Origin of the sequence: Paenibacillus sp. 3LSP, from assembly GCF_032465655.1 — a bacterium.
Classification (GTDB): Bacteria; Bacillota; Bacilli; order Paenibacillales; family Paenibacillaceae; genus Fontibacillus; species Fontibacillus barengoltzii.
Window position 1 is genome coordinate 20,203 of record NZ_JAWDJI010000129.1, and the last position, 24,095, is coordinate 44,297.

Annotated in this window: 18 protein-coding genes; 11 read left to right on the forward strand and 7 right to left on the reverse strand. The window is 51.8% G+C overall.

The window, feature by feature from the left end:
- Positions 1-64: 64 nt before the first annotated feature.
- Entirely contained in the window at positions 65-478 is a 414-nt protein-coding gene (locus RW092_RS10330) for a DUF2621 domain-containing protein (RefSeq protein WP_410055530.1), read from the reverse strand.
- A gap of 237 nt (positions 479-715) precedes the next feature.
- Between RW092_RS10330 and RW092_RS10335 the strand changes: the two genes are divergently transcribed.
- The 4 genes from RW092_RS10335 (at position 716) to ppnP (ending at position 5,587) form a co-directional block, all read left to right on the forward strand.
- Entirely contained in the window at positions 716-1,828 is a 1,113-nt protein-coding gene (locus RW092_RS10335; protein ID WP_016313086.1) for a deoxyribonuclease IV, read from the forward strand.
- Between the two features lie 39 nt (positions 1,829-1,867).
- On the forward strand, positions 1,868-2,767 hold the full coding sequence (gene purU / locus RW092_RS10340) for a formyltetrahydrofolate deformylase (protein ID WP_085278947.1): 900 nt from the start codon (positions 1,868-1,870) through the stop codon (positions 2,765-2,767).
- Positions 2,768-3,151: 384 nt separating this feature from the next.
- Positions 3,152-5,176, forward strand: coding sequence for a transketolase (gene tkt, locus RW092_RS10345; RefSeq protein WP_016313084.1), 2,025 nt, complete (start codon positions 3,152-3,154; stop codon positions 5,174-5,176).
- 81 nt (positions 5,177-5,257) lie between these two features.
- A complete protein-coding gene (ppnP, locus tag RW092_RS10350) occupies positions 5,258-5,587 on the forward strand; it encodes a pyrimidine/purine nucleoside phosphorylase (protein ID WP_016313083.1) in 330 nt (109 codons plus the stop codon).
- Between the two features lie 101 nt (positions 5,588-5,688).
- Here ppnP and RW092_RS10355 read toward each other — a convergent pair whose 3' ends face one another.
- A complete protein-coding gene (locus RW092_RS10355) occupies positions 5,689-6,576 on the reverse strand; it encodes an NAD(P)-dependent oxidoreductase (RefSeq protein WP_036625137.1) in 888 nt (295 codons plus the stop codon).
- A 237-nt stretch (positions 6,577-6,813) separates the two neighbouring features.
- Between RW092_RS10355 and RW092_RS10360 the strand changes: the two genes are divergently transcribed.
- From RW092_RS10360 to RW092_RS10375, 4 genes are all read left to right on the forward strand, one after another.
- Positions 6,814-8,169 (forward strand): glucose-6-phosphate isomerase, encoded by a 1,356-nt coding sequence (locus RW092_RS10360; protein WP_016313081.1) that lies wholly within the window; start codon positions 6,814-6,816, stop codon positions 8,167-8,169.
- Positions 8,170-8,268: 99 nt separating this feature from the next.
- Positions 8,269-8,901 (forward strand): YigZ family protein, encoded by a 633-nt coding sequence (locus RW092_RS10365; RefSeq protein ID WP_085170038.1) that lies wholly within the window; start codon positions 8,269-8,271, stop codon positions 8,899-8,901.
- Positions 8,902-8,906: 5 nt separating this feature from the next.
- Positions 8,907-9,503, forward strand: coding sequence for a TetR/AcrR family transcriptional regulator (locus tag RW092_RS10370; RefSeq protein ID WP_016313079.1), 597 nt, complete (start codon positions 8,907-8,909; stop codon positions 9,501-9,503).
- 337 nt (positions 9,504-9,840) lie between these two features.
- On the forward strand, positions 9,841-10,905 hold the full coding sequence (locus RW092_RS10375) for a sulfate/molybdate ABC transporter ATP-binding protein (protein ID WP_016313078.1): 1,065 nt from the start codon (positions 9,841-9,843) through the stop codon (positions 10,903-10,905).
- 60 nt (positions 10,906-10,965) lie between these two features.
- Here RW092_RS10375 and RW092_RS10380 read toward each other — a convergent pair whose 3' ends face one another.
- The 3 genes from RW092_RS10380 to RW092_RS10390 form a co-directional block, all read right to left on the reverse strand.
- Positions 10,966-11,796, reverse strand: a complete 831-nt coding sequence (locus tag RW092_RS10380) for a carbohydrate ABC transporter permease (protein WP_016313077.1) — start codon at positions 11,794-11,796, stop codon at positions 10,966-10,968.
- A 24-nt stretch (positions 11,797-11,820) separates the two neighbouring features.
- The gene (locus RW092_RS10385; RefSeq protein WP_316010164.1) at positions 11,821-12,708 is read right to left on the reverse strand and encodes a carbohydrate ABC transporter permease; all 888 of its coding nucleotides are present in this window, start codon (positions 12,706-12,708) and stop codon (positions 11,821-11,823) included.
- Between the two features lie 107 nt (positions 12,709-12,815).
- A complete protein-coding gene (locus tag RW092_RS10390) occupies positions 12,816-14,087 on the reverse strand; it encodes a sugar ABC transporter substrate-binding protein (protein ID WP_316010165.1) in 1,272 nt (423 codons plus the stop codon).
- 475 nt (positions 14,088-14,562) lie between these two features.
- Between RW092_RS10390 and RW092_RS10395 the strand changes: the two genes are divergently transcribed.
- From RW092_RS10395 to RW092_RS10405, 3 genes are all read left to right on the forward strand, one after another.
- Positions 14,563-16,728, forward strand: a complete 2,166-nt coding sequence (locus RW092_RS10395) for a glycoside hydrolase family 3 N-terminal domain-containing protein (protein ID WP_316010166.1) — start codon at positions 14,563-14,565, stop codon at positions 16,726-16,728.
- A gap of 32 nt (positions 16,729-16,760) precedes the next feature.
- Positions 16,761-20,114 (forward strand): GH36-type glycosyl hydrolase domain-containing protein, encoded by a 3,354-nt coding sequence (locus tag RW092_RS10400; RefSeq protein ID WP_316010167.1) that lies wholly within the window; start codon positions 16,761-16,763, stop codon positions 20,112-20,114.
- A gap of 468 nt (positions 20,115-20,582) precedes the next feature.
- A complete protein-coding gene (locus tag RW092_RS10405; RefSeq protein ID WP_016313072.1) occupies positions 20,583-21,554 on the forward strand; it encodes a LacI family DNA-binding transcriptional regulator in 972 nt (323 codons plus the stop codon).
- A gap of 285 nt (positions 21,555-21,839) precedes the next feature.
- Here RW092_RS10405 and RW092_RS10410 read toward each other — a convergent pair whose 3' ends face one another.
- Together RW092_RS10410 and RW092_RS10415 are read right to left on the reverse strand one after the other, a co-directional pair.
- On the reverse strand, positions 21,840-23,039 hold the full coding sequence (locus RW092_RS10410; RefSeq protein WP_316010168.1) for an IS4 family transposase: 1,200 nt from the start codon (positions 23,037-23,039) through the stop codon (positions 21,840-21,842).
- A gap of 330 nt (positions 23,040-23,369) precedes the next feature.
- The coding region (locus tag RW092_RS10415) for an ABC transporter permease (RefSeq protein ID WP_316010169.1) at positions 23,370-24,095 on the reverse strand (726 nt) is incomplete at its 5' end.

Consider the following 24,095-nt stretch of genomic DNA (forward strand, 5'->3'; position numbering starts at 1 on the left):
ATGCAAAAACATCCAGCAACCTGGTACAAGACAAGGTGCCGGATGTGATTTTGCGGGGTAGACGTTACTTGTTCATTAAATGTTGGTAAGGGCGATAATCGATCTGATTCTTCTCCAAAAACTTGACGAGGAACTTGTTATCCCGCTTTGGCGTCGCGATGATATAACCTCGGATGCAGTGCTCTTGCGTAACCTCAGAGGCGTTCTCCTGCACCGCGATTTTGCCGATCTCGGCAGCAATCGAATGCTTGGCGATATCCCGGAACGGCCCGGGAACCGGCTCAACCAACCGATCGAGGAACGCCTTGGCCTCCTCGGTCCAGAGATGACGGCTCTTCTCCACCCAATAGTTCTGCCAGTCCAGCTTCGACATGCCGTCGGCCTTCGGGAGCACCTTCAGGAATTTGCGGAACATAAAATATCCGCCAATCGCCATCATGCCGAGCAGCACGAAGCCCCAAAACGCAATGCTGTTCATAAACCAGCGGTTAGGGCCTTGGGCGCTTAATATGTAACCGAACGTTTGCAGCACATTTATCACCTCAGAACGGATTTCGCTTTTCGCGAAAGATTCAGCTATTATGAAATAGTAGGAATTAAATCTTTTTAAATCGAAGATAATCAGCTAAATTATACCTTATTTCTTTATTTATTTCAGCATTCAAGCTAAAATAGGTTTGTTTAGCGATTTATTGTCCAAAAGGGGGAAAACACTTTGTTGAAAATTGGTTCCCATGTTTCGTTCTCGGACAAGGGTCTGCCCAGCGCTACGGCCGAGGCGGTAAGCTACGGCTCCAGCTCGTTCATGATATACACGGGGGCACCGCAAAACACGCGGCGTAAACCGATTGAATCGATGAATATTGAAGAAGGCAAAGCGGCGATGGAGCAAGCCGGAATCGGCGAAATCGTCGTCCATGCGCCTTATATTATCAATTTAGGTTCTTATAAATCGAACACCTATCAGCTGGCAGTTGACTTCCTGCAGGAGGAAATCCGCCGGACGCATGCGCTGGGTGTACGTAATATCGTGCTTCATCCCGGCGCTTTTACGGACAAGGATGCCGAATACGGGGTGAACCGCATTGCTGAGGGATTAAACGAAGTTCTAAACGGCACGAACGAAACGGATGTGTGCATTGCCCTGGAAACGATGGCCGGCAAAGGCACCGAGGTTGGCCGGAGCTTCGAAGAGATTGCGCAGATCATTGATAAAGTTCAACACAATGAGCGGTTAACGATCTGCCTCGATACCTGCCATATCCATGACGCGGGGTACGATATTGTCAATGATTTGGACGGGGTATTGAAGAAGTTCGATGACACGATTGGACTTAAGCGGATTGAAGTCGTGCATATCAATGACAGCAAAAATCCGGTAGGCGCGGCCAAAGACCGCCATACGCCGATCGGCTCCGGCTGGATCGGATTCGAAGCGATCAACCGCGTTGTGCACCATGAGGCGCTGCAAGGCCGGCCGTTCATTCTGGAGACACCTTGGGTTGGGAAGGATGCGAAGACGCAACGCCCGATGTACGAGGTTGAAATCGCTCTGCTGCGCGGAAACGTTGCCGAACGGTTTGGCGATGGCTTCCTGAACGATGTGGAGCGGTTGGCTGACTTCTTCGCCAAGCAGGACATCCATTCGCGTTCCTATGTGTTAGACACGTGGAATTTGCTCAAAAATGACGCCAAAGCGAAAAAAGCGGACCCGCGTGAACCGATGGAGCGCCTGTACGACCTCACCGTCGAAGCCAGCTTGTTCCCGGATTTGACGGAAGAACAGATCAACCATCGCCTGGTGGCCTGGTTCGCCAGCGGTAAATAAGATATAGATAACACAAGAAGCAAGGGGATCAGAAGAACAATGGATACACATGTCAAAACGGGCGGACAACCCGTGAAGCCTCATGAAAGCAATCGCGCGCGCATGTTGATTTCCTGTCCGGACGGACCAGGGATCGTTGCGGCCGTATCCCGCTTCCTGTATGAGCATGGAGCGAATATCGTGCAATCGGACCAATATACGATGGACCCCGAGGGCGGGATGTTTTTTATGCGGATCGAGTTTGATTTGGACGGATTGGACGGGCGGATCGATGCGCTCAAGAGCGATTTTGAAGCAATCGCTTCGCAGTTTAAGATGCAATGGAACATCTATCAGCTCAGCCGCAAGAAGAAGCTGGCCATCTTCGTATCGAAGGAGGATCATTGCCTCGTTGAGCTGCTCTGGCAGTGGCAGGCCGGCGACCTGGACGCTGAAATCTCCATGGTGGTGAGCAACCATCCGGATATGAAGGAGTACGTCGAGTCGTTTGGGATTCCGTATTACCATATCCCTGTAACGCCGGACACCAAACACGAAGCGGAGCAAAAGCAACTAGAGATCGTTGGCGGCAAAGTTGACCTGATCGTGTTGGCAAGATACATGCAAATTCTCTCTCCGGCCTTGATCGAGCCGTATCGCAATCGTCTCATCAATATCCATCATTCGTTCTTGCCCGCATTTGTTGGCGGGAAACCGTATGCCCAGGCGTATCAGCGCGGGGTGAAGATCATTGGTGCGACTGCGCACTACGTGACCGAGGAGCTGGACGGCGGGCCAATCATTGAGCAAGACGTGCAGCGTGTCAGCCACCGGGACGATGTCAGCGAGCTGAAACGCATCGGCCGCACCATCGAACGGGTTGTATTGGCTCGGGCAGTGAAATGGCATATCGAAGACCGAATTTTGGTGCATCAAAATAAAACGGTAGTGTTTAACTAACTCGCTGTGCAATGTCCACAAAAAATGAAGCCGGCCACCCAGACGAATCGTCAGGGTGGCCGTTTTTTTGGGCAATGATTAGGCTCCCCGGTAGGCAATCCCGTCGATCATCAGCAGACAGTCGCCATCGATAAACTCCGTGGTGGTGGTGGTCATGCGGGCAGGAAATTGGTTGGGCTCAAAGTATTTCATCATCATCATCACAAAAAATATCATTCGTGTAAGAAGGTTTGGGAATAATGGAATAATGGTATGGAAAAGGCGAGAAGGAAGTGCTACAATAGATAAAGTCAAAATGATTTTTTCAAAATGATTGTTTTGTAATTGCAGCGTTAAAGTTTCATGAGTTTCAAGACTTTTTTCATCATTAAGGAGGAAACACGAATGCCACTTACAGACAACAATTCGATCGACAATCTCTCGATCACCACAATTCGTACGCTGGCGATCGACGCGATCGAAAAAGCGAAATCCGGTCATCCGGGCATGCCGATGGGCTCTGCTCCGATGGGTTATCAATTGTTCGCCAAAACGATGGTCCACAATCCAGATGAACCAACCTGGATCAACCGCGACCGTTTTGTTTTGTCCGCTGGTCATGGTTCCATGCTGCTGTACAGCTTGCTGCACCTGTGCGGTTATGACCTTCCGATGGAAGAAATCAAGCAGTTCCGTCAATGGGGCAGCAAAACGCCAGGCCATCCAGAGTATGGTCACACTGCCGGCGTTGATGCAACCACCGGTCCGCTGGGCCAAGGTTTGGCGATGGCCGTGGGGATGGCGCTTGCCGAAACGCAACTGGCTGCGACCTACAATAAAGGCGATCTGAAAGTCATCGACCACTATACGTACGGCATCTGCGGCGACGGCGACTTGATGGAAGGCGTAGCCAGCGAAGCAGCGTCGCTTGCCGGTCACCTGAAGCTGGGCAAATTGATCTTCCTGTATGACTCCAACGATATCTCGCTGGACGGTAAGCTGAACCTCAGCTTCTCGGAAAATGTACGTCAACGCTTTGAAGCTTACGGCTGGCAAACGCTGCGCGTCGAAGACGGCAACGATCTGGCTGCAATCGAAGCGGCGATCGAAGAAGCGAAACGTGACACCGAACGCCCAACGCTGATCGAAGTGAAGACGATCATCGGCTACGGCAGCCCGAACAAGCAAGGGAAAGGCGGCCACGGCGGTACGCACGGCTCCCCGCTGGGACCTGAAGAAGCGAAGCTGACGAAAGAGAACTATAAATGGGTTTATGAAGAAGACTTCTATGTGCCGCAAGAAGTGCGCGAGCATTTTGCTAAAGTCAAAGAACGCGGTATCGCGGCATATCAAGCTTGGCAAGAAACGTTCAAGCAATATAAAGCACAATATCCAGAGCTGGCGGCTCAATTCGAGCGCGCGATTGCCGGCGACCTGCCATCCGGCTGGGATGCGAAGCTGCCGAAATACAGCCCGTCGGACAAAGCCGTTTCGACTCGCGTTGCTTCCGGTAACGCACTGAACGGACTGGCTCCGAACGTGCCTCAGCTGCTGGGCGGCTCCGCTGACCTGGAAAGCTCGACGATGACTCATCTGAACGATCTGGCAATGTATACGCCGGAAACCCGCGACGGCCGCAACCTGTACTTCGGCGTACGCGAGTTCGGCATGGCTGCAGCGATGAACGGAATCATGCTGCACGGCGGTTTGAAAGTATTCGGCGGTACGTTCTTCGTGTTCACTGACTACCTGCGTCCAGCTGTACGTTTGTCCGCTCTGATGAAGCTGCCGGTAACTTACGTGCTGACGCATGACAGTATCGCGGTTGGCGAAGACGGCCCAACGCATGAGCCGATCGAACAATTGGCTTCCCTGCGCATCATCCCTGGCTTGACGGTCATCCGTCCGGCAGACGCGAACGAAACGTCCGCAGCATGGGCTTATGCCGTAGAAAATAAAGCGAATCCGGTAGCTCTGGTGCTGACGCGTCAAAACCTGCCGATCCTGGAAAGCACGGCTGAAAAAGCACGCGAAGGCGTGAAACGCGGCGGATACGTTGTATCCGATGCGAAGGACGGCAAGCCGGTGGCTCAGATCATCGCGACAGGCTCTGAAGTTCAACTGGCCGTCAAAGCGCAAGCAGCCTTGGCTGAAGAAGGCATCCATGTTCGTGTCATCAGCTTGCCAAGCTGGGATCTGTTTGACAAGCAAGATCAAGCTTACAAGGACTCCGTCATCCTGCCGGATGTCAAAGCCCGTGTAGCTGTAGAAATGGCACATCCGTTTGGATGGGAACGTTTTGTCGGCGAGAAAGGCTCGGTCATCGGCATCGACAAGTTCGGGGCATCCGCGCCTGGCGACAAAGTGATCGCAGAGTACGGCTTTACGGTTGAGAATGTCGTAAGCCATGTGAAAGCTCAATTGAAATAATGGACGTGTAAGTTCACCAAGTCAGGTTAAGGCCGGCTTGGTGAACGACTTCTTGTTAGGAGATGGAAGGGAGAGGGGAACGTGACCCAGCAACTGCAAAATGTGACTGTAGATAAGCAAGCTAACATTTATTTCGACGGCAAAGTCACGAGCCGGACCGTATGGCTTCCTGACGGAAACAAACTGACGCTGGGGATCATGCTCCCTGGCGAGTACGAATTCGGCACGGATTCGCTGGAAGTGATGGACATCTTGTCCGGGGACCTGAAGGTACTGCTTCCAGGCGAAACGCTGTGGCGCGAAATTAGCGGGCGTGGAACGTTCACCGTTCCCGCCAAGTCTTCCTTCAAGCTGGAGGTGCGCAGCGTGACGGATTACTGCTGCTCTTACGGAGCGGGAGCCGAGGCGTAAGCCCCTTTGGCAGGATAACAACCAAAAAGGCAGGTATCAGCGAAAGAATTGCATCGCTGAACCTGCCTTTATGTTCCTCTTCTGTTCGAACCGGCTGTTGATTATTCGCCGATTTGCTTGCCGATCCAGGCTTCATACACTTTGACGATGGAGGAGAGATCCTCATCGCCGAAGCCTTGGGTTTGCCCCGCTTGGAACAGGCTCTTGGCCAGATTCAGCATCGGGGCAGGGATGCCGGAGCCGTCGGTTAACGAAGACGCGAGCTTCAAATCTTTGAGCATCAACGCCAGCGAGAACTGATTCGTAAAATCATGTTCGATGATTTTGCGGCCTTTCAGTTCGGCGGCTTTACTGCCGGCGGAGCCCAGCTGTACGAGCTCCAGGAATCGGTCGGCTGGCAGACCGGACTTGGCCGCGATGGCAAAGCCTTCGGCCAGCGCCAGGTTGTTGATGCCAACGATCGTGTTATGGGCCAGCTTGGCGACGGCGCCGCTGCCGTTGTCGCCCATGTGCAGCACTTTTTTGCCCATCGTATCGAATAGATCCGTTACTTGCGACAGTGTTTCCGCTGAGCCGCCGACCATAAAGACGAGCGTGCCGTCGATGGCGGCTGGTGAGCTCCCGGTGACCGGGGCGTCAAGGAACGAGCCGCCAAGTGCAGCAATCTGCTTAGCCAGACGTTGGACGAGCGCTGGTGAGATGGTGGAGCAGTCGATGACCGTGGTTCCAGACCGAATTCCGGCTAAGACACCGTTATCCCCTTCGTAGACTTCGATAATGGAATCATCATTGCTGACCATCGTAATGACAACGTCCGCTCCAGCGGCAGCTTCCTGTGGTGAAGCAGCTACAGTAGCACCCAATTCGGTTAACGGCGCCGCTTTAGAGGCGGTACGGTTATATACAGTTACAGGATAACCTGCACGAAGCAGGTTCGAAGCCATCGGTGCACCCATCGTCCCGAGGCCGATAAATCCGATTGATTTCAAGTTCGTCACCAACTTCCATAAAAATTGAACATCATTTAATTATTTTAGCACGGGTTGTGGAAACCTGTATATTGTGCCCTTGTCATCGCTGGGAAATTACAGTATCCTAGGTTTAAGTTATTTGAGGGGGCGTTCAGCCCGGATATATTTACCAGATTGCAGCTAGCAGCAGATATTGAACGTTTCCTCTTGGATAGGGCCAGTATGATAAATATTAGAAAGAGGAGAGTATCAGCTATGTCCAAAAAAGTGACTTTTGACTACAGCAACGCCCTGCAATTTGTTGGGCAACATGAGATCGATTATTTCGCCGAGCCTGTTCGCGTCGCTCATGAGCAATTACATAATGGCACCGGAGCAGGTTCCGATTTCTTGGGTTGGATCAACCTGCCGACCGATTATGATAAAGAAGAATTCGCTCGTATCCAGAAGGCCGCGGCCAAAATCCAAAGCGATTCCGACGTTCTGATCGTCATCGGGATCGGCGGCTCTTACTTGGGGGCACGCGCCGCTATTGAATCGCTGTCCCATTCGTTCTATAACCTTTTGCCGAAGGACAAGCGTAAGACGCCGGAAATTTATTTTGCCGGGAACAACATCAGCTCCACTTACGTAAATCACTTGCTTGAACTGATCGAAGGCAAGGATTTTTCCGTGAACGTTATCTCCAAATCGGGGACAACTACGGAGCCGGCGATTGCTTTCCGTATTTTCCGTGCAGCCTTGGAGAAGAAGTACGGCAAGGAAGAAGCGCGTAAACGCATTTACGCGACGACCGACAAAGCAAGAGGCGCGCTGAAGAAGCTGGCTACCGAAGAAGGTTACGAAACCTTTGTCATTCCGGATGACGTTGGCGGACGTTATTCCGTATTAACTGCGGTTGGCCTGTTGCCGATTGCGACAGCAGGTATTAATATTGAAGAAATGATGCAAGGGGCTGCCGATGCACAGAAGGAATTCAGCAACCCGAACTTAGCTGAGAACATGAGCTATCAATATGCAGCTGTCCGGAACGCGCTGTACCGGAAAGGGAAAGTTACAGAAATTCTCGTAAACTACGAGCCTTCCCTCCACTATGTATCGGAATGGTGGAAGCAGCTGTATGGTGAAAGTGAAGGTAAGGACTACAAAGGGATTTATCCGGCATCGGTTGATTTCTCCACCGACTTGCACTCCATGGGTCAATTTATCCAAGAGGGCAACCGGAATATCTTTGAAACGGTCATCCAAGTAACCGAGGTGCCTAGCCACATCACGATTGAATCCGATCCTGCGGATTTGGACGGCTTGAACTTCCTGGCTGGCAAAACGCTGGACTTCGTGAACAAGAAGGCGTTCCAAGGTACGCTGCTGGCGCATACAGACGGTCAAGTTCCGAACTTGGTTGTGAATGTGCCGGATTTGACGCCGTACTCCTTTGGTTACCTGGTGTACTTCTTTGAAAAAGCCTGCGGTATCAGCGGATACCTGCTTGGCGTAAATCCGTTCGACCAACCGGGCGTCGAAGCGTATAAGAAGAACATGTTTGCGCTCCTTGGCAAACCGGGGTACGAGAAGGAAAAGGCTGAACTCGAAGCACGTCTTTCCAAGTAATCTACGTCATTTCGATTAAATGTTTATCAGTGCCAGAAGCAGTTCACCGGCAAGTTCCGGAGGAGCTGCTTCTTGGCACATTCATAAGGATGGTCTCATATGCTAGAAAAGTACAAGACGGTCAGGCAATCCGGAGAGAAGGAAATCGTCATCAAGAAATCAAGGTTCATCGGACATGTGAAGCCGGTGGAAACCGAAGCTGAAGCAATCCAGTTTATCGAGGAAATCAAGAAGAAACACTGGAACGCGACACACAACTGTTCCGCTTATATGATTGGGGAACGGGACGAGATCCAGAAGCAATCCGACGACGGAGAGCCAAGTGGTACGGCCGGCAAGCCGATTTTGGAGGTGATCAAAAACCAGGGCCTCAAGAACGTTGCAATCGTCGTAACCCGGTATTTTGGCGGGATCATGCTAGGGGCGGGCGGCCTTATCCGTGCATACACTGATGGAGCTGTCGCAGCGCTTGAAGCAGGTGAAGTCATTACCCGCGTATTACACCAAGAAGTGTTTGTTGAGCTGGATTACACCTGGCTGGGCAAAGTGGAAAATGAACTGCGTAACCGCGGCATCCGTACGGGAGAGACGGAGTTCGCGGATAAAGTGACATTATGCTGTCTGCCGCTTCATCCGGAGGCAAACGCCTTCATGGATTGGATGACTGATTTGACGGGTGGTCAGGCCGTGATGACGGAAGGTGACAAGGTTTATTTTATTGAAGGGGAATAATGCCTATGGCAAGAAGAGCAGTTGATCAGGAGTTGTCGAGAGAAAGAATTATGGAAGCGGCCCGTCATTTGTTCATTACCAAAGGGTACCGCGGAATATCCATGAGGAGCATCGGTCAGCATTTGGGATACAGCCACGGCTCGCTATATTATCACTTCAAGGAAAAGGCCGAATTATTTTACGCCATCGTTGTAAAAGATTTCGAGTCGCTTACCCACCTGTGCGAGCAAGTGACAAAACGCCCCCCAGCTGACGGGCTGACCAAAGCGGAGCAGCTGATGCTGGAATTTATTAAATTTGGCTTGGAGCATCCGCACCAATACGAAATCATGTTTATGCTCAGGGATGAGGAAATCCTAGCATACTGTCGCAACGAACAAGCTAAATGTTTTAATATGTTCGAGTCGCTCATTCGCAGTTTTCTGCAGGAAGAGAAGCATCCGTTGGAGAAGCATCCGTCTCTTCCGCTCAGTATGTTTTTGGGTATGCATGGATTTATCTCTTACTACATCCAAGATCGGCTGACCTTTGAAGAGATTAAGCCGGCTGCTGTCGCCCACGTAAAGTTATTAAGCCACAGCGTTTACCGTGTAACGTCATAAGGCGTTTTTGTTTTCACTTCGCACTTTATCCAATTACACCAGTATAGCATCAATACTTTATAACACTAATTGACAAAACCGGCAATCCGAGTTGAAGTTCATCGGGATTTGCCGGTTTTTTTGTTTGAGGGAATGGTGAAAACAGCCGTGTTTCGCGGTAAGCTGATACTTTTTTTCAGATTGACGAAATGCCTGAGCTTTGGTAATCTATTCTTAATATTAATCCAAGTAAATTTATCAGAATTTAACGAATGATGATACGGATTCGGGCAGCAATGAGAAGAACGGCAGTAACTTGACTTGGGCTTTCGAAATTGGAAAGGATGTGGGGTTTGGCATGCATGTAGAAGTGCGGAATTTAAACAAGCATTTTGGCAGCTTCCATGCCGTTCGAGATGTGAGTTTTGGCATCGAAAAGGGGCAACTCATCGGCTTGCTGGGGCCGAGCGGCGGCGGTAAAACGTCCATTCTTCGCATGCTCGCGGGTTTGGAGCAGCCGGATGAAGGGGAGATCCTGTTCGATGGACAGCGGGTGAATGAGTTAAAGCCGCAGGATCGCGGAATCGGCTTTGTCTTCCAGAGCTATGCCCTGTTCAAGCATATGACCGTATTCGATAATATCGCTTTTGGGTTGCAGGTGAAGAAAGTCCCGAAGGCAGAAATACGGGAGCGGGTGATGGAGCTGGTTCAGCTGACCGGGCTGAGTGGATTCGAGAACCGCTATCCGCATCAGCTGTCCGGCGGGCAGCGACAACGGGTCGCCTTTGCCCGGGCCTTGGCGCCGCAGCCGCAGCTCTTGCTGCTGGACGAACCGTTTGCGGCGATCGATGCGAAGATCCGTCAGGAACTGCGGTCGTGGCTGCGTGAGCTGATCGAGCAGGTGGGCATCACCTCCATCTTCGTTACCCATGACCAAGATGAAGCGATTGAAGTTGCTGATGAGATTATGATCATTAACCAAGGCCAGCTGGAGCAGAAAGGGACGCCTTGGGATATTTATAAAGAGCCGCAGACCCCATTTGTCGCCTCGTTTATTGGCCAATCCACGCTGGTGGAGCGTGCCGCCGATCTGAAGGGCTTCGAGGAAGAATGCGGAGGGCCGGCGACCAAAGCGTTGATTCGTCCAGAGTACATTGAAGTGGGGAACGAGCATGAGTTTACGTTGCTCTCCGCAACCGCCCCGGGTGTGGTGAAGCATCTCCACTTCCGCGGCAGCGAATGGCTGGTGGAGGTCGAGGTGGGCGGACATACACTGACAACCTTCCGTTCCCTGGAGAAGGAAACGTTGAAGGCCGGACAAGAAGTACGCGTGTTGGTGCACCGCGCTTATCTGTTTGACGACGAACGGAGCTGGATTCTGGAAAATCCGTTGAAGCGCGAACCGCTCAGCGTGATCATTTAAACCTAAAGGGCTGTATCAAGGAAAGCGTCTGCGGCTTTCCACGATACAGCCCTTTAGTTGTTATTTCATACCGGAAATCGAATAGTTTTCGATAATATGTTTTTGGAAGATGATGAAGATGATGATGATCGGAACGACCATAAATGCGGAGCCCGCCATCTGCAAGGCGTAATCGCCTCCGTACTGACCCTTAAGCAACTGCAGGCCAACCGACAAGGTATACAGGCTCTCGTCGTTCGCGATGATCAGCGGCCAGAGGAAGCTGTTCCAACCGGCGATAAAGGTCAGGATGCCTTGAACCGCCAGGATTGACTTGGAAATCGGCAAAGCGATCTGTACGAAAATGCGGAATTCGCCAGCGCCGTCCAGACGGGTAGCTTCCATCAGCTCGTCGGGAATCGTCGACATGAACTGGCGGAACAAGAAGATGCCGAAGGCTCCGACTAAGCCCGGTAGTACAATCCCAACCATGGTGTTAGTTAAGCCCATCATGTTCAGGATCAGATAGACCGGAATCATCGTGACCTGTCCGGGAATCATCATGGTGGCCAAGACGAGATAGAACAGACCATCCCGCCCCTTAAACTTGTACTTCGCGAAAGCAAAGCCGGCCAGGGCGTTCAGGAACAGGCCCAGGAAGGAGAAGACAACAATGATTAACGTATTTCGCAAATAGACGCCAAACCGCATGTTCTCAAACAGTTCTTGGAAGTTCTCCAGCGTGAACTGGTGGGGCCATAGGGTAGGCGGGATTTGCGCTACTTCGCTTTCCGGTTTAAATGACGACAGGATCATCCAGACGAATGGCAGCAGCATCAGCAGGCCCATCACACCGAGCAGAATTCCGACCAGCCATTGCAGCGCTTTATCGCCCGAGGTTCTGGTTTGCATATGTGTACACCTCCCGGGATGACATTAGACATCCGCTTCCTTGTTTTGAAATTTGAATTGAATCAGCGTGATCAGGATAATCGCGAAGAACAGAATAAAGGAGCCTGCCGCAGCATATCCAAATTTGCTGAATTGAAAGCCGTTGTTATAAATAAACAAAGCTACGGAGATCGTGCCATCCAGCGGACCGCCTTTGGTCATGACAAAAGGTTCCTCGAAGAACTGCAGCCAGCCAATCATCGTGGTGATGGACACAAAGAAGATGGCGAAGCGCAGCAGCGGAATCGTAATCGACCAGGTCTGCCGCCAGTTGCTGGCCCCGTCGATTTGCGCCGCTTCATAATACGTTTTCGAGATGCCTTTGATTGCAGCGATGAAAATAATCATGTTTAAGCCAATCGCCCGCCATACGGCCAGGATAATCAGCGAGATTTTCGCCATGACCGGATCTTGCAGCCAAGGGACAGACCCGAACCCCAGCAAGTTCAAAATATAGTTGAGCAGTCCCAGCGACGGGTTGTACAGGTAGCTCCATACGACGGCTACCGCCACGACGTTGGTAACCGACGGCATATAGAAGATGACCCGAAATGCTTTGAAAATACGGGCTTTACCGAAGTTGATCAGCAAGGCGATCAACAGGGAAATGATGATAACGAGCGGTACGCCGATAATAACGTAAAATAACGTGTTAAAAATGGATTTTTGAAACGATGGGTCCAACAGCACTTCCTTATAGTTATCGAAACCTACAAAGCTGATGTTGGAGAGGTCGGCCAACCCGGCTAAATCCATGTCGGTGAAGCTGATCACCAGGGCAATGGCGATCGGAAGCAGCGAAAAGAGCACCAGCAAAATCAGGGTCGGCGCAATGAACAAGTAAGGTGCGTTTTTTTGCGATAAGCCTTTCATCTCGGATCACTTCCTTTATTCAGCGCGTCTAAGCTAACGTCACCACCTCTGCCCGCCGGGGAGCCGGAGCTGCCGGCGGGCTGGAGGCGGTATGGTAAAGCTTTCGCTTACTTACTGAGGATTTTCTCAGCTTCGGCGTTGAAGGCGTCCATTTCTTTTTGGACATCCGCGCCGCCGCGAACGATACGTTCAAAGCTCTTCAAGTAGGTTTGAGCAATTTGCTCCCAAGTGGTGAGCAGCGGCATCGGTTCGGAATGCTCCAGCTGCTCTTGCAGCGCCTGATAGTTCGGATCGTCTTTGAGGGACGGATCTTCCCAAGCTTTCAAGTTGGTCGGCAGCGATTTGGTCAGCTGCATCCACTTGATTTGCGTTTCCGGCTTGCTCATGTATTGAATGAACTTCAAAGCTTCGTCCTGATGTTTCGTGTATTGGAATACCGACAGATCGGAGCCGCCCAGCGCGGAAATATTGTTCTTCTTCGCCGGCAGCGGAGCCACCGCCCATTTGCCTTCCAAATCCGGTGCTTGCGTCTTGATGGAGTTAATCATCCAAGGGCCGCTGATGAACATCGGAACAACGCCCTCGCCGCTCAGCCCTTGAACAGGGTCCAATCCAAGGTCAATCGGTGCGGAACCGTCTTTAAAGAATCCGTTCAAGTATTCTACCGCTTCCACGAACTCCGGCTGGTTAAACAGCGGCTTGTTCTGGTCGTCGAGCAGCTTGGAGCCGTTCTGACGGGCGAACATAAACGCCAGCGATTGTTCGTTCATATCAATGCTAATCCCGTATTTCCCGTTGCCGCGGTCCGCCAGCTTCTTCGCTGCATCGCGAAGTTCTTCCCATGTTTTTGGGGCTTGGTCGTAACCCACTTCCTTCAACAGATCCGTGCGGTAGAAGAGGACGCGGGTTTCGGTGTACCACGGAATCCCCACGATTTTACCGTCATATTTCGTTGTGTTAACGGCGCCCGAATAAAATTGATCCTCATTAAATTCCGGGTACTTGTCCACCACAGAAGTCAGATCCATGAGCGCACCGGCATTCGCAAACTCTGGAATCCAGGTTGTCCCCATTTGAATAACGTCCGGACCTTTCTTCGAAGCGACGGCGGTCAGCAGCTTGTCATGCGCATTCGACCAAGGCAGGGCTTGAACATCCACCTTAATGTTGGGATTCTCCTTCATGAAGTCATCCGCGATTTGCGGCAGCGATTTCGCTTCGTCGCCCATCGCCCATACGCTAATTTGCACTTGTTTGTCGCCGCCGTTTGCGGCCCCATTCCCGCCATTCGCAGCGTTATCTTTCGATCCGCAGCCAGCAAGAAGGCTAGCGAGCACCAGTGAGCTGGCAATGAGGGTAGTTGCTGTTTTTTTCCACATAAGGATCGTCCTTTCTGAAAATAATAGCTGTAAGTAATATGAGACATTATTTAACTTTTTTATGCAAAACAGATGAGCCGGCCTTGAGGACAGCAACACCTCCTTCTCAAGTATCGAAATGAGTCCCCTTGAAATAACAAAGTTGATGTCGCCAGTTGCGCGATCATAAACAGGTGAAACGTTTCGATTTTGAAAAATATAAACCTGATTCCTAGAAAATCAGAACCAAGTGAAACGTTTCGACTAATTATAAAACAGATTGTAATCGTATTCAATATCTTTTTTTCGGATCATTACCTGATGCTCAGTTTGTTAAAATGACTTTATTGAAACGTTTCTATAAATTATGAAATCGCCTTCTATGAAAATTGACGGATTTTTTGATTCGATATATAATCCAACTATTCAAATAATCGAAACGTTTCACCGATATGCTATTAACCATAATCTTTATACCGAAAAAGGTGGGGAACCCATGACACAACAACCCATAGAGAATTACCTGAAGCAGATGACCCTGGAGGAGAAGGTTGACCAGTTGCTGCAGCTTGCCGTCCCGTTCTTTGAAGGAGCTCAGACGGAAGGGGAAATCACGGGTCCGATGCAGGAGCTGGGCGTAACCGAGGAGACGGTGCGAAACACAGGCTCGGTTCTCGGATTATCCGGGGCGCAGGAAGCAATCAACGTGCAGCAGGCGCATTTGAAGAAGAACCGATTAGGCATTCCACTATTGATGATGGCCGATATCGTCCACGGCTTTAAAACGATCTTCCCCGTACCGCTGGCCATCGGCTGTTCTTGGGATTTGTCTCTGGCGGAGCGAAGCGCTGAGATTGCTGCGAGAGAAGCCGCCGTGTCAGGGGTTCACGTTACGTTTGCCCCGATGGTCGATCTGGTGCGCGATCCCCGGTGGGGGCGGGTCATGGAATCGACGGGCGAAGATCCATACCTCAACAGCGAATTTGCTCGGGCGTTTGTCCGCGGCTTCCAGGGACGTGATTTGCGGAACGATACCAGCCGGGTGGCTGCCTGCGTGAAGCATTTCGCCGCCTATGGCGCGGCTGAAGGCGGACGGGATTATAACACCGTCGATATGTCGGAACGGCAGCTCCGCGAGACTTATCTGCCGGCTTACAAGGCCGCGTTGGAAGAGGGCTGCGAAATGGTCATGGCGTCGTTTAATACGGTGGATGGCATTCCGGCAACCGGTAATCGGCGCTTGTTACGTCAGCTGCTTCGCGAGGAATGGGGCTTTGACGGCGTGATTATCTCGGATTGGGGCGCAGTCAAGGAATTGATCCCGCACGGAGCTGCAGCTGACGAGAAGGAAGCGGCCCGCCGCTCAATCGAAGCGGGCATCGACATCGAGATGATGACCACCTGTTATATGAAGCACTTGACGGAGCTGGTGAAGACCGGGGTGGTTGAGGAAAAGCGGATTGATGAAGCTGTGCTGCGGATCCTGCAACTTAAAGAGAAGCTGGGGCTGTTTGACAATCCTTATCGCGGTGCAGATCCGAAGCGGGAAGCGGAGATCGTCTTCTGTGACGAACACCGGGCCGCTGCCCGCGAGCTGGCAACCAAATCCTGCGTTCTGCTCAAAAACGACGGCGTGCTGCCGCTGCGGCGGGATCAGTCCATCGCGTTGATTGGTCCGTTTGCGCAAAGCGGCGACATTCTTGGGCCGTGGTCCTGGCAGGGGTCGACGGAAGCGGCGGTTCGGCTCTATGACGGCCTCGTCGCGAAGGCAGGCGCAAGCCGCATCGTTGTAGCAAAGGGATGCGGTATCGAGGAAGGCGATGAGCGCCAGCTTGAGGAAGCGGTGGCTGCAGCGGCTCGCGCCGATGTGATCGTGCTGGCCTTAGGCGAAAGCTCGGAAATGAGCGGTGAGGCAGGAAGCCGGGGAGATATCCGGCTGCCACAGGTGCAGCTGGCGCTGATCGAGCGCCTGGCTGAGTTGGGCAAACCGATGGCGGCGGTGTTGTTTAACGGCCGGCCGCTGGATCTTCACGGCGTAGCGGATCGCGCCCATGCCGTGCTGGAAGCGTGGTTCCCGGGCAGCGAAGGCGGCCACGCGATCGCCGACCTATTGTATGGAGACGTACAGCCGTCGGGACGGTTGTCGATGTCTTTTCCCTATGCTGCAGGGCAAATTCCTGTGTACTACAACCATTTCAACACCGGACGTCCGAAGGGAGCGCCAGATGCTCAGATCAGATACGTTTCGCAATATTTGGACATGCCAAACGAGCCTCTATTCCCGTTTGGATTCGGTCTTAGCTACACCACATTTGAATATGGCGAGCCGGAACTTTCGACAACGGTGATGACACCTAAGCAGCCGCTAACCATCAAGGTGAAGGTGACGAATACCGGATCGGCAGCTGCTGAGGAAACCGTACAACTCTATATCCGCGATATCGCGGGGGACGTGGTTCGACCGGTCAAGGAGCTGAAGGGATTTCGCAAAATCTTGTTGCAGCCCGGGGAAACGCGGGAAGTCACTTTTGACATCAACGAGGCGCAGCTGCGATATCATCACAGCGATTTGACTTACAGCAGCGATGCGGGCGAGTTTATTGCCTTTGTCGGTCCCAACAGCCGAGATGCTGCCGGCGTGCGATTTATTTTGCAAAAATAGAAATCATCATAAGGATCAAAGGAGTGGAAAGGATGACGACAGCAACGGAGGCGAGGAAAGTTCTTCGTGCGGGGGACTTGACCTTTACGTTATGGAACAGCGGCGATCTGTACGAAATGAAATATCGGGACATCCTGATGAATCAGCTGTTATCCGGCCCGGTGGAAGGCTCGATGAACAATCTTTATTTACGGCTGCATCATCCCGAAGGGATTCGGGCCATTCCCTTACTCGGCATTCGCTCGAACAGTCGGCTGAGCTTCGGAGCGGATCGTGCGGTTTGGAAAGGGGAAGCCGAAGGGATTCAGTACGAGGTCGTTTTGAGACTCGATTCCCGGGGAATTTGGTTCTGGGATGTTCGGTTGGAGGGACAAACCACGGTTGAGGTCGATGTGGTTTATGGCCAAGATATCGGGCTTGCCGAACCGGGAGCGGTGCGAAGTAATGAAGCGTATATGTCACAATACATTGACCATACCGTCTTTCAACATGAACGGCGAGGGGCGGTTATCTGCTCGCGGCAAAACCAGCCGCAGCGCGGGAAATTCCCATATCTGCAGCAAGGGGCGCTGACTGGAGCAACGGGATTTTCGACCGATGGCTTTCAATTTTTTGGGTTGTCCTATAAGGAGACGGATCACCCTGAAGCGCTGATGCGCAAGGAGCTGGCGAACGAAGTATATCAATACGAATTTGCGTATGCGGCGCTTCAAACAGGTCGTCAGGTGCTGAATGGGCAAGCGCGGGTTGTCTTCTACGGGCTGGTGCGGGAGGATCATCCGGAAGCGATCGAGACGCTGGAATTCCAGGAGTTGATTGAAGATGCGTGGCGTGAATTCGAGGCCGCTCCTGTAAATGCGGTTGAGGCTGCAGCTTCCGTAGCCTTGGCGAAGGAAATTGGCGAGCCGTTGTCGGGTTTACCGATGGACGAGGCCGAAATCGAGGCTTCGTTCCCGCATCGTCAGCATGAGGAGCGGGATGACGGGCAGCTGCTGTCATTCTTTACGGATACGCACGAGCATGTCGTTTTGAAGGCCAAAGAACTTCGAGTTGAGCGTCCGCATGGCATCATCTTGATGTCCGGCGGGAACGACCGGGTGGGCAGCGAAGTGATCACGACAACTTCATACATGTACGGCGTCTTTAATTCCCAAGTCGTCGTGGGCAACACCTCGTTCCACAAGTGGGTATCCAACGTACGCAACGCGCTGAACGTCTCCAAAGCGTCTGGGCAACGGATCTATGTGGAAGTGGACGGAGTGTATCGGCTGCTGACGATGCCGTCGATGTTTGAGATGGGCTTTAACTATGCCCGTTGGACCTATAAACTGGCAGAAGATACAATCGTCATCACCAACTATACCGCAACGGATTCCCCGGAACTTGCGCTTAACGTCGTGTCTAAGAACGGCCGAGCGTACCGTTATTTGGTGACAAACCAAATCGTGATGAATGATGTGGAGTTCCAACGATCTTTCCTTATGGAGCAAAACAATGGAGTGCTGACATTCCGCGCCGACCGTGAAGCGTTGTCTGCTTCCGTCTATCCGGACCTGGCGTACCGGATGCACGTGACGGGAACGGGCTTTAGCGTGGTTGATGAGCGTCGGCTGGCTCCGGATGCCGCGCCGGGCAGCTCGTCACTGGTGGTGTTGGAAACAGAGCCTAGCAGCCATTGGACACTGACGGTGCAAGGGCTGCTGCACGGCGGGGAATCGCAGCCAGCGATTCAGGAAGTCCAGGAAGAAAGTGTTCGGTATCGTGCGTTTTTGAGCCAAGTGATGAACGGTTTCCGGTTATCGCTGGAGGAAGTGTCCGCACCCGCAGCTCAGGAGCTGCAAAAGCTTAATACGCTGGCCTGGTGGTATACGCACAATATGCTCGTTCATTTCTCGGTGCCTCACGGGCTGGAGCAATACGGCGGGGCCGCTTGGGGAACCCGCGATGTGTGCCAGGGGCCGGCGGAATATTTTTTGGCGACGCAAAAATACGAGGTGGTCAAGGACATCCTGAAGACGGTGTATGCTCACCAATATGAGGATGATGGCAATTGGCCGCAATGGTTTATGTTTGATCGGTACTTCCGGATTCAGCAAGAGGAGAGCCATGGCGACATCATCGTTTGGCCGCTGAAGGTGCTAAGTGATTATCTGACGGCGACCGGGGACTATGGATTGCTGGATGAAAAGGTTCCGTATACGGTCAAAGGAAGCTTTGAACCGTCTGCTGCATCGGCGACGATCCGCGAGCATGCGATGAAGGAAATTGGCTATATCCGCAGCCATTTCTTGCATGACACCTACTTGTCTTCCTACGGCGACGGGGATTGGGATGATACGCTTCAACCGGCGAACGCCCAGCTCAAGCGCTTTATGAGCAGCAGCTGGACGGTGGCGTTAACGTACCAGACGTTCCGTCAGTTGGCGGAGGCGCTGTCGGAAGAGGAACCGAGTTGGGCGGAGGAGCTTGCGGAGCTGGCGGAGGGCATCAAGCGTGATTTTAACAAGTATATGCTGAGCACCGAAGTAATCCCGGGCTTCGTCTATATGGAACAACCGGGCCAAGCCGAACTAATGCTGCATCCATCGGATACGAAAACGGGAATTCATTACCGCCTGCTGCCGATGACTCGCAGTATGATCGCCGAGTTGCTCACTGCGGAACAGGCGGAAGCCCATTACGGCGTGATTAGAGAGAAGCTGTACCATCCGGATGGCGTGCGCTTGATGGATCGGCCGGCCAAATACCGAGGCGGTGTGAGCACGCACTTCAAGCGGGCGGAGCAGGCGTCCAACTTCGGGCGTGAGATCGGACTGCAGTACGTCCATGCCCATATCCGCTTCATCGAAGCGATGGCGAAGCTGGGCAAAGCCGAGGAAGCTTGGAGCGGGTTGCACAAGATTAACCCGGTGGGGCTGAAGGACGTCGTGCCAAATGCGGAGCTGCGGCAAAGCAACGTCTACTTCAGCAGTTCGGACGGTAAATTCGCCACCCGTTACGAGGCGGAGGAGCGGTTTGATGAGTTGCGGAGCGGGAAGGTGCCGGTGAAAGGCGGCTGGCGAATCTATTCCAGCGGCCCCGGAATCTATATGAACCAGCTGATCTCCAACTGCCTAGGCATTCGAGTGCGAGGGGAGGACCTAATCATCGACCCTGTGCTGCCGCCGCATTTAGATGGACTGCGGTTTGAATTTGCGTGGATGGGCATCCCCACCACGTTCATCTACCACCTGAAAGGCCAAGGCCGCGTGGTGCGGATCAACGGCCAATTGATCCCGGTCCGGGAGAACCCGGGCTTTTACCGGAGCGGCGGCGTTCGGATCGGCCGGCAGGATTTTGCGGCGTTCGGGTCGAATGATCATAACGTCGTTGAAATCTGGATGTAAGCTGAATTCAAGATTCGACGTCGAGTTTGCATCTAAGAAACTCATCGTGATGGGAAGAACACTTTTTGAACTACCGAGTAAAATAGAGGTTCAAAAAGTGGGGTTTCCAGCACCGAGAAGGTTGGATGAAGCTTAGGGACTGAGTAGCGGAGCGTAGGCAAAACCTACGTGAGCAACGGAAGGGCCGGCTGAATTCAAGATTCGACGTCGAGTTTGCATCTAAGAAACTCATCGTGATGGGAAGAACACTTTTTGAACTACCGAGTAAAATAGAGGTTCAAAAAGTGGGGTTTCCAGCACCGAGAAGGTTGGATGAAGCTTAGGGACTGAGTAGCGGAGCGTAGGCAAAACCTACGTGAGCAACGGAAGGGCCGGCTGAATTCAAGATTCGACGTCGAGTTTGCATCTAAGAAACTCATCGTGATGGGAAGAACACTTTTTGAACTACCAATTAAGGGGAGTAATGTTGTGGTAAGCATTAAGGACATAGCCAAAAAAGCCGGAGTCTCCATCTCCACGGTATCCTATGCTCTAAATGGAAGCCCGAAAATTACCGACGAGACGACCGCAAGAATTTTGGCGATCGCTGAAGAACTGAATTATGTGCCCAATGCTGCCGCACGTTCCTTGAAAACCCGTGAATCGAAAATCATCGGCGTGTATTTGACCGACTTCAGCGGCGCTTTCTACGGCGACTTGTTGCAAGGCGTCAAAGAAGTGCTGAATCAAAAAGGGTACGACATGGTCGTATGCAGCGGCAAGCAGTCCCATCGATTGCTGCCTGAACGGATGGTCGACGGGGCGATTATTTTGGATGCCACGTTCTCCAGTCAGGAGCTGCTCAAATACGCTGACATTGGGCATAAAATCGTAGTGCTCGACCGTGAGCTTAACCATCCGAACATTAATCAAGTTCTGCTGGATAACAAGGCGGGAGCGACCTTGGCGGTCGAGCACTTGATCGAGTTGGGGCACCGCAAGCTTTATGTCGTTACAGGGCCCAAAGGTTCCTACGACTCGAAGCAGCGGCTAAAAGCAGTAAAGCAGACGGTTGCTCGTTTCGACGGGGTGGAGCTGACCGAAATTGAGGGGAACTTCAACAAGGACGCCGGCGAACGGGCGGCTGAGCAGATCCTTCGGGACGCGACCTCACCGGTGGGCGTATTTTGCCTGAACGACGAAATGGCGATAGGCCTCTACAATGCGGTGAAACAGACCGATTATGTGATCGGCAAAGACATCCATATTATTGGCTTCGATAACATCGAGTTAGCCGAATATACGGTGCCGCGTCTGGCGACGATTGACTATTCCAAACGGAAGTGGGGAGCGTTGGCATCCGAGCAGTTGTTGAAGGTGTTGGCCGGGGAGCCGGTTGAGCATGAGCGGGTGTACGTGACGTTGGTGAAGGGCGAATCCGTGGGCCAAGCGAGATCGTAAGGAGAGATAAGGGTATCATTTACCCTTATTTTTCATGTTAAGCGAAGAATCGGGCATATAACGGTAAAAAAGGGTCTTATTCTGCCCCAAACGAGCCGAAATCCCCCTTCAAACACTAGCGTTGCATTAAGACTTCTTTCTGCTTTGATTCAGACAAATACAGAACAACGATATAGTATATATAAACCATATTAGTATATATTTTACAGACACACTTTGCTTAAATTTGAAAAAGTTTAGAGGGGATTAAACCCGCACGTTACCCATTTTATAAAATTTAAGTATTTAGTTCAATACTTCTACAATGATTCGTGGCTTCATCGATTTGTTCGCCTGCTTGGGGGGCCGACCGTTTCGCTTCGTTCGTCCTTTTGAACTCCGTGTGGGCTTTTTGAATAAGGCTTCATGCAGCCTAGTCCATGACCGATCGGCATAGAGTCGAATCAATCGAAGTAACTGCCAAACGGTTTGCTTGCACTCTAGCTTCAGGCGTAGCAACAGGCACAGAGCATAGGATATCAACGCGATATACATCTGGTTCCAGATGGCTTCTGCGGTGTACCCATGAGGCTTCACTAAACGGAGGTGTTGCTTAATCCATTTAAAGAATAGCTCGATTTGCCAACGATGCCGATATACATCTGCAATTTGGTGCACGGATAAATCCATGCGACTTGTCACAAGGCGATATAAACGACCTTGCTGATCCTGAAACTCAATGAGTCGCAACTTCATTTGCTGCCCTGGCAGAGTTACATCCGCATCCCGAATGAAATCTCCCCGCTTGGGAAGAGCCCGTTCCTTGATGATCGTCAATCGGGTATTATCCTTAACCCGAGCCACAAACTTCATCCCTTGGTCCACCCAGGCTTGAAAATGCTTGTGTACCTGATAGCCCCGGTCCATCACATAGGTCACTTCTTTATCGACCGTAAAGTTTGGGGCAACTTCGTGGTCTGCGACATCTTTGGTTGAGGCGATGATTTTATCTGGAACCATCGTCTTCGCGTCGACGACTAGAAGTGAAGTGTGCATTTTCACGCCGTGATTGGACGCAGAGCAGTAAGCCCATTTGGAAAGAATCGCTGGCAAGGTGATTTGAGTAGAATCCATGATCGCGAGCTTTCCGATCTTAGTCGTGATTCCTGGCTTATTCTCCGTTAGTTGTTGGATTTGTCTCGTTACTTGCATGAAAAGCAGGTGAAGGTTCTCTAGGGGAAGCTTCTTCATTTTCCGCGAGAGTTGGGATGGGCTTATGCTTTCAAGTCCACCAAGTATCGCTTGAAAATCTTCATTGGCTTCAAGATGCTCGGACATTTCAGCATAAGACTCTCGTTGCTGTAACTGGGCTTCAATGAACAGCAGTAGGGAAGAACCGACAAAAAGCTTGCGAGCACGATAATCCAAAACGCTATCTCGGGAAGAATTAATATTTAACATTTGTAGACATTGACATATGACACTTAAATTTGTACTGTTATCCATAGAAATCTCCTTTTGTTGAGAGGTTGATGGATAACCTTTGGATCAACTCAACATTAGGGGATTTCTTTATTTTTGTACATGAAAACCAGCCTATAATTTGCAGATTTAGTAAATTGTTGATTTGAAATATCGTTTGAAAAGTTAATGCAACGCGAGTGCCCTTCAAAGCACTATCTGGCGAAAATAAGACCCTAAAATGGCCTTATTTTCCCGCAACAAGGGGTTAAGGCCGAAATAAGGCCATAAATGACCGCTATTTTGACAAGTGAATCACCGCGACGAAACCCAAAAGAAGCCGCTGATCCATCGAATCAGCGGCTTCTTCGTATTTTAGGCTCTCGACCGAACTTCCTGACGCATGAACAGGACGTAGGACAGGCCGAAGCAGATCATAGTGGCGGCCAGCAGACCGGTCAGCTGCGGCCAGATCAACAGCAGGCTCTGGCCCAGCGACAGCGGGCTGGCGATCGCCCCGACGAGCTGATCCATCGTCAGCGGCCCCAAGGCGCGAACGCCAGGGGAGAGCATTGTCGAGATCGTCTCCGAGAACAACTCTGTCGGGGACAGGCGATTCAACGTCAGCACGAGGTTCATCTGCCGCAGCTGCGCATCCGGTGCCGCCATTTGCGACACGGCCGTCGCGCTGTCGATCATATTGATGATCATGCCGTAGAAGATCGTAAAGAACAGCCAGATGGCGATGGACGACAGCGCTGAGGTGGCTGCCTGCCGGAAGCGGATGGAGAACAGGATCGACAAGCAAAGCCAGAAGCCGATGTAGACCACCGCAATCAGCAGGAAGATCAGGATGCGGGCGAATTCCTCTGGAGTTGGCGGATATCCGATCGTAAACAACCCGAGTCCCATCACCAGCAGCCCCAGCGAGAAGACCACGACCGCAATGATCACCAAAGCGGAAACGAATTTGGCCTTGATGAAGTCATCGCGGTAGATCGGCTGCGACAGCAGGCGCCCCAATGTGCCTTTGTTCCGTTCGGAATTGACGGCGTCGAACCCTAACGTGATTCCGATCAGCGGTCCCAACCAGGATAAGAA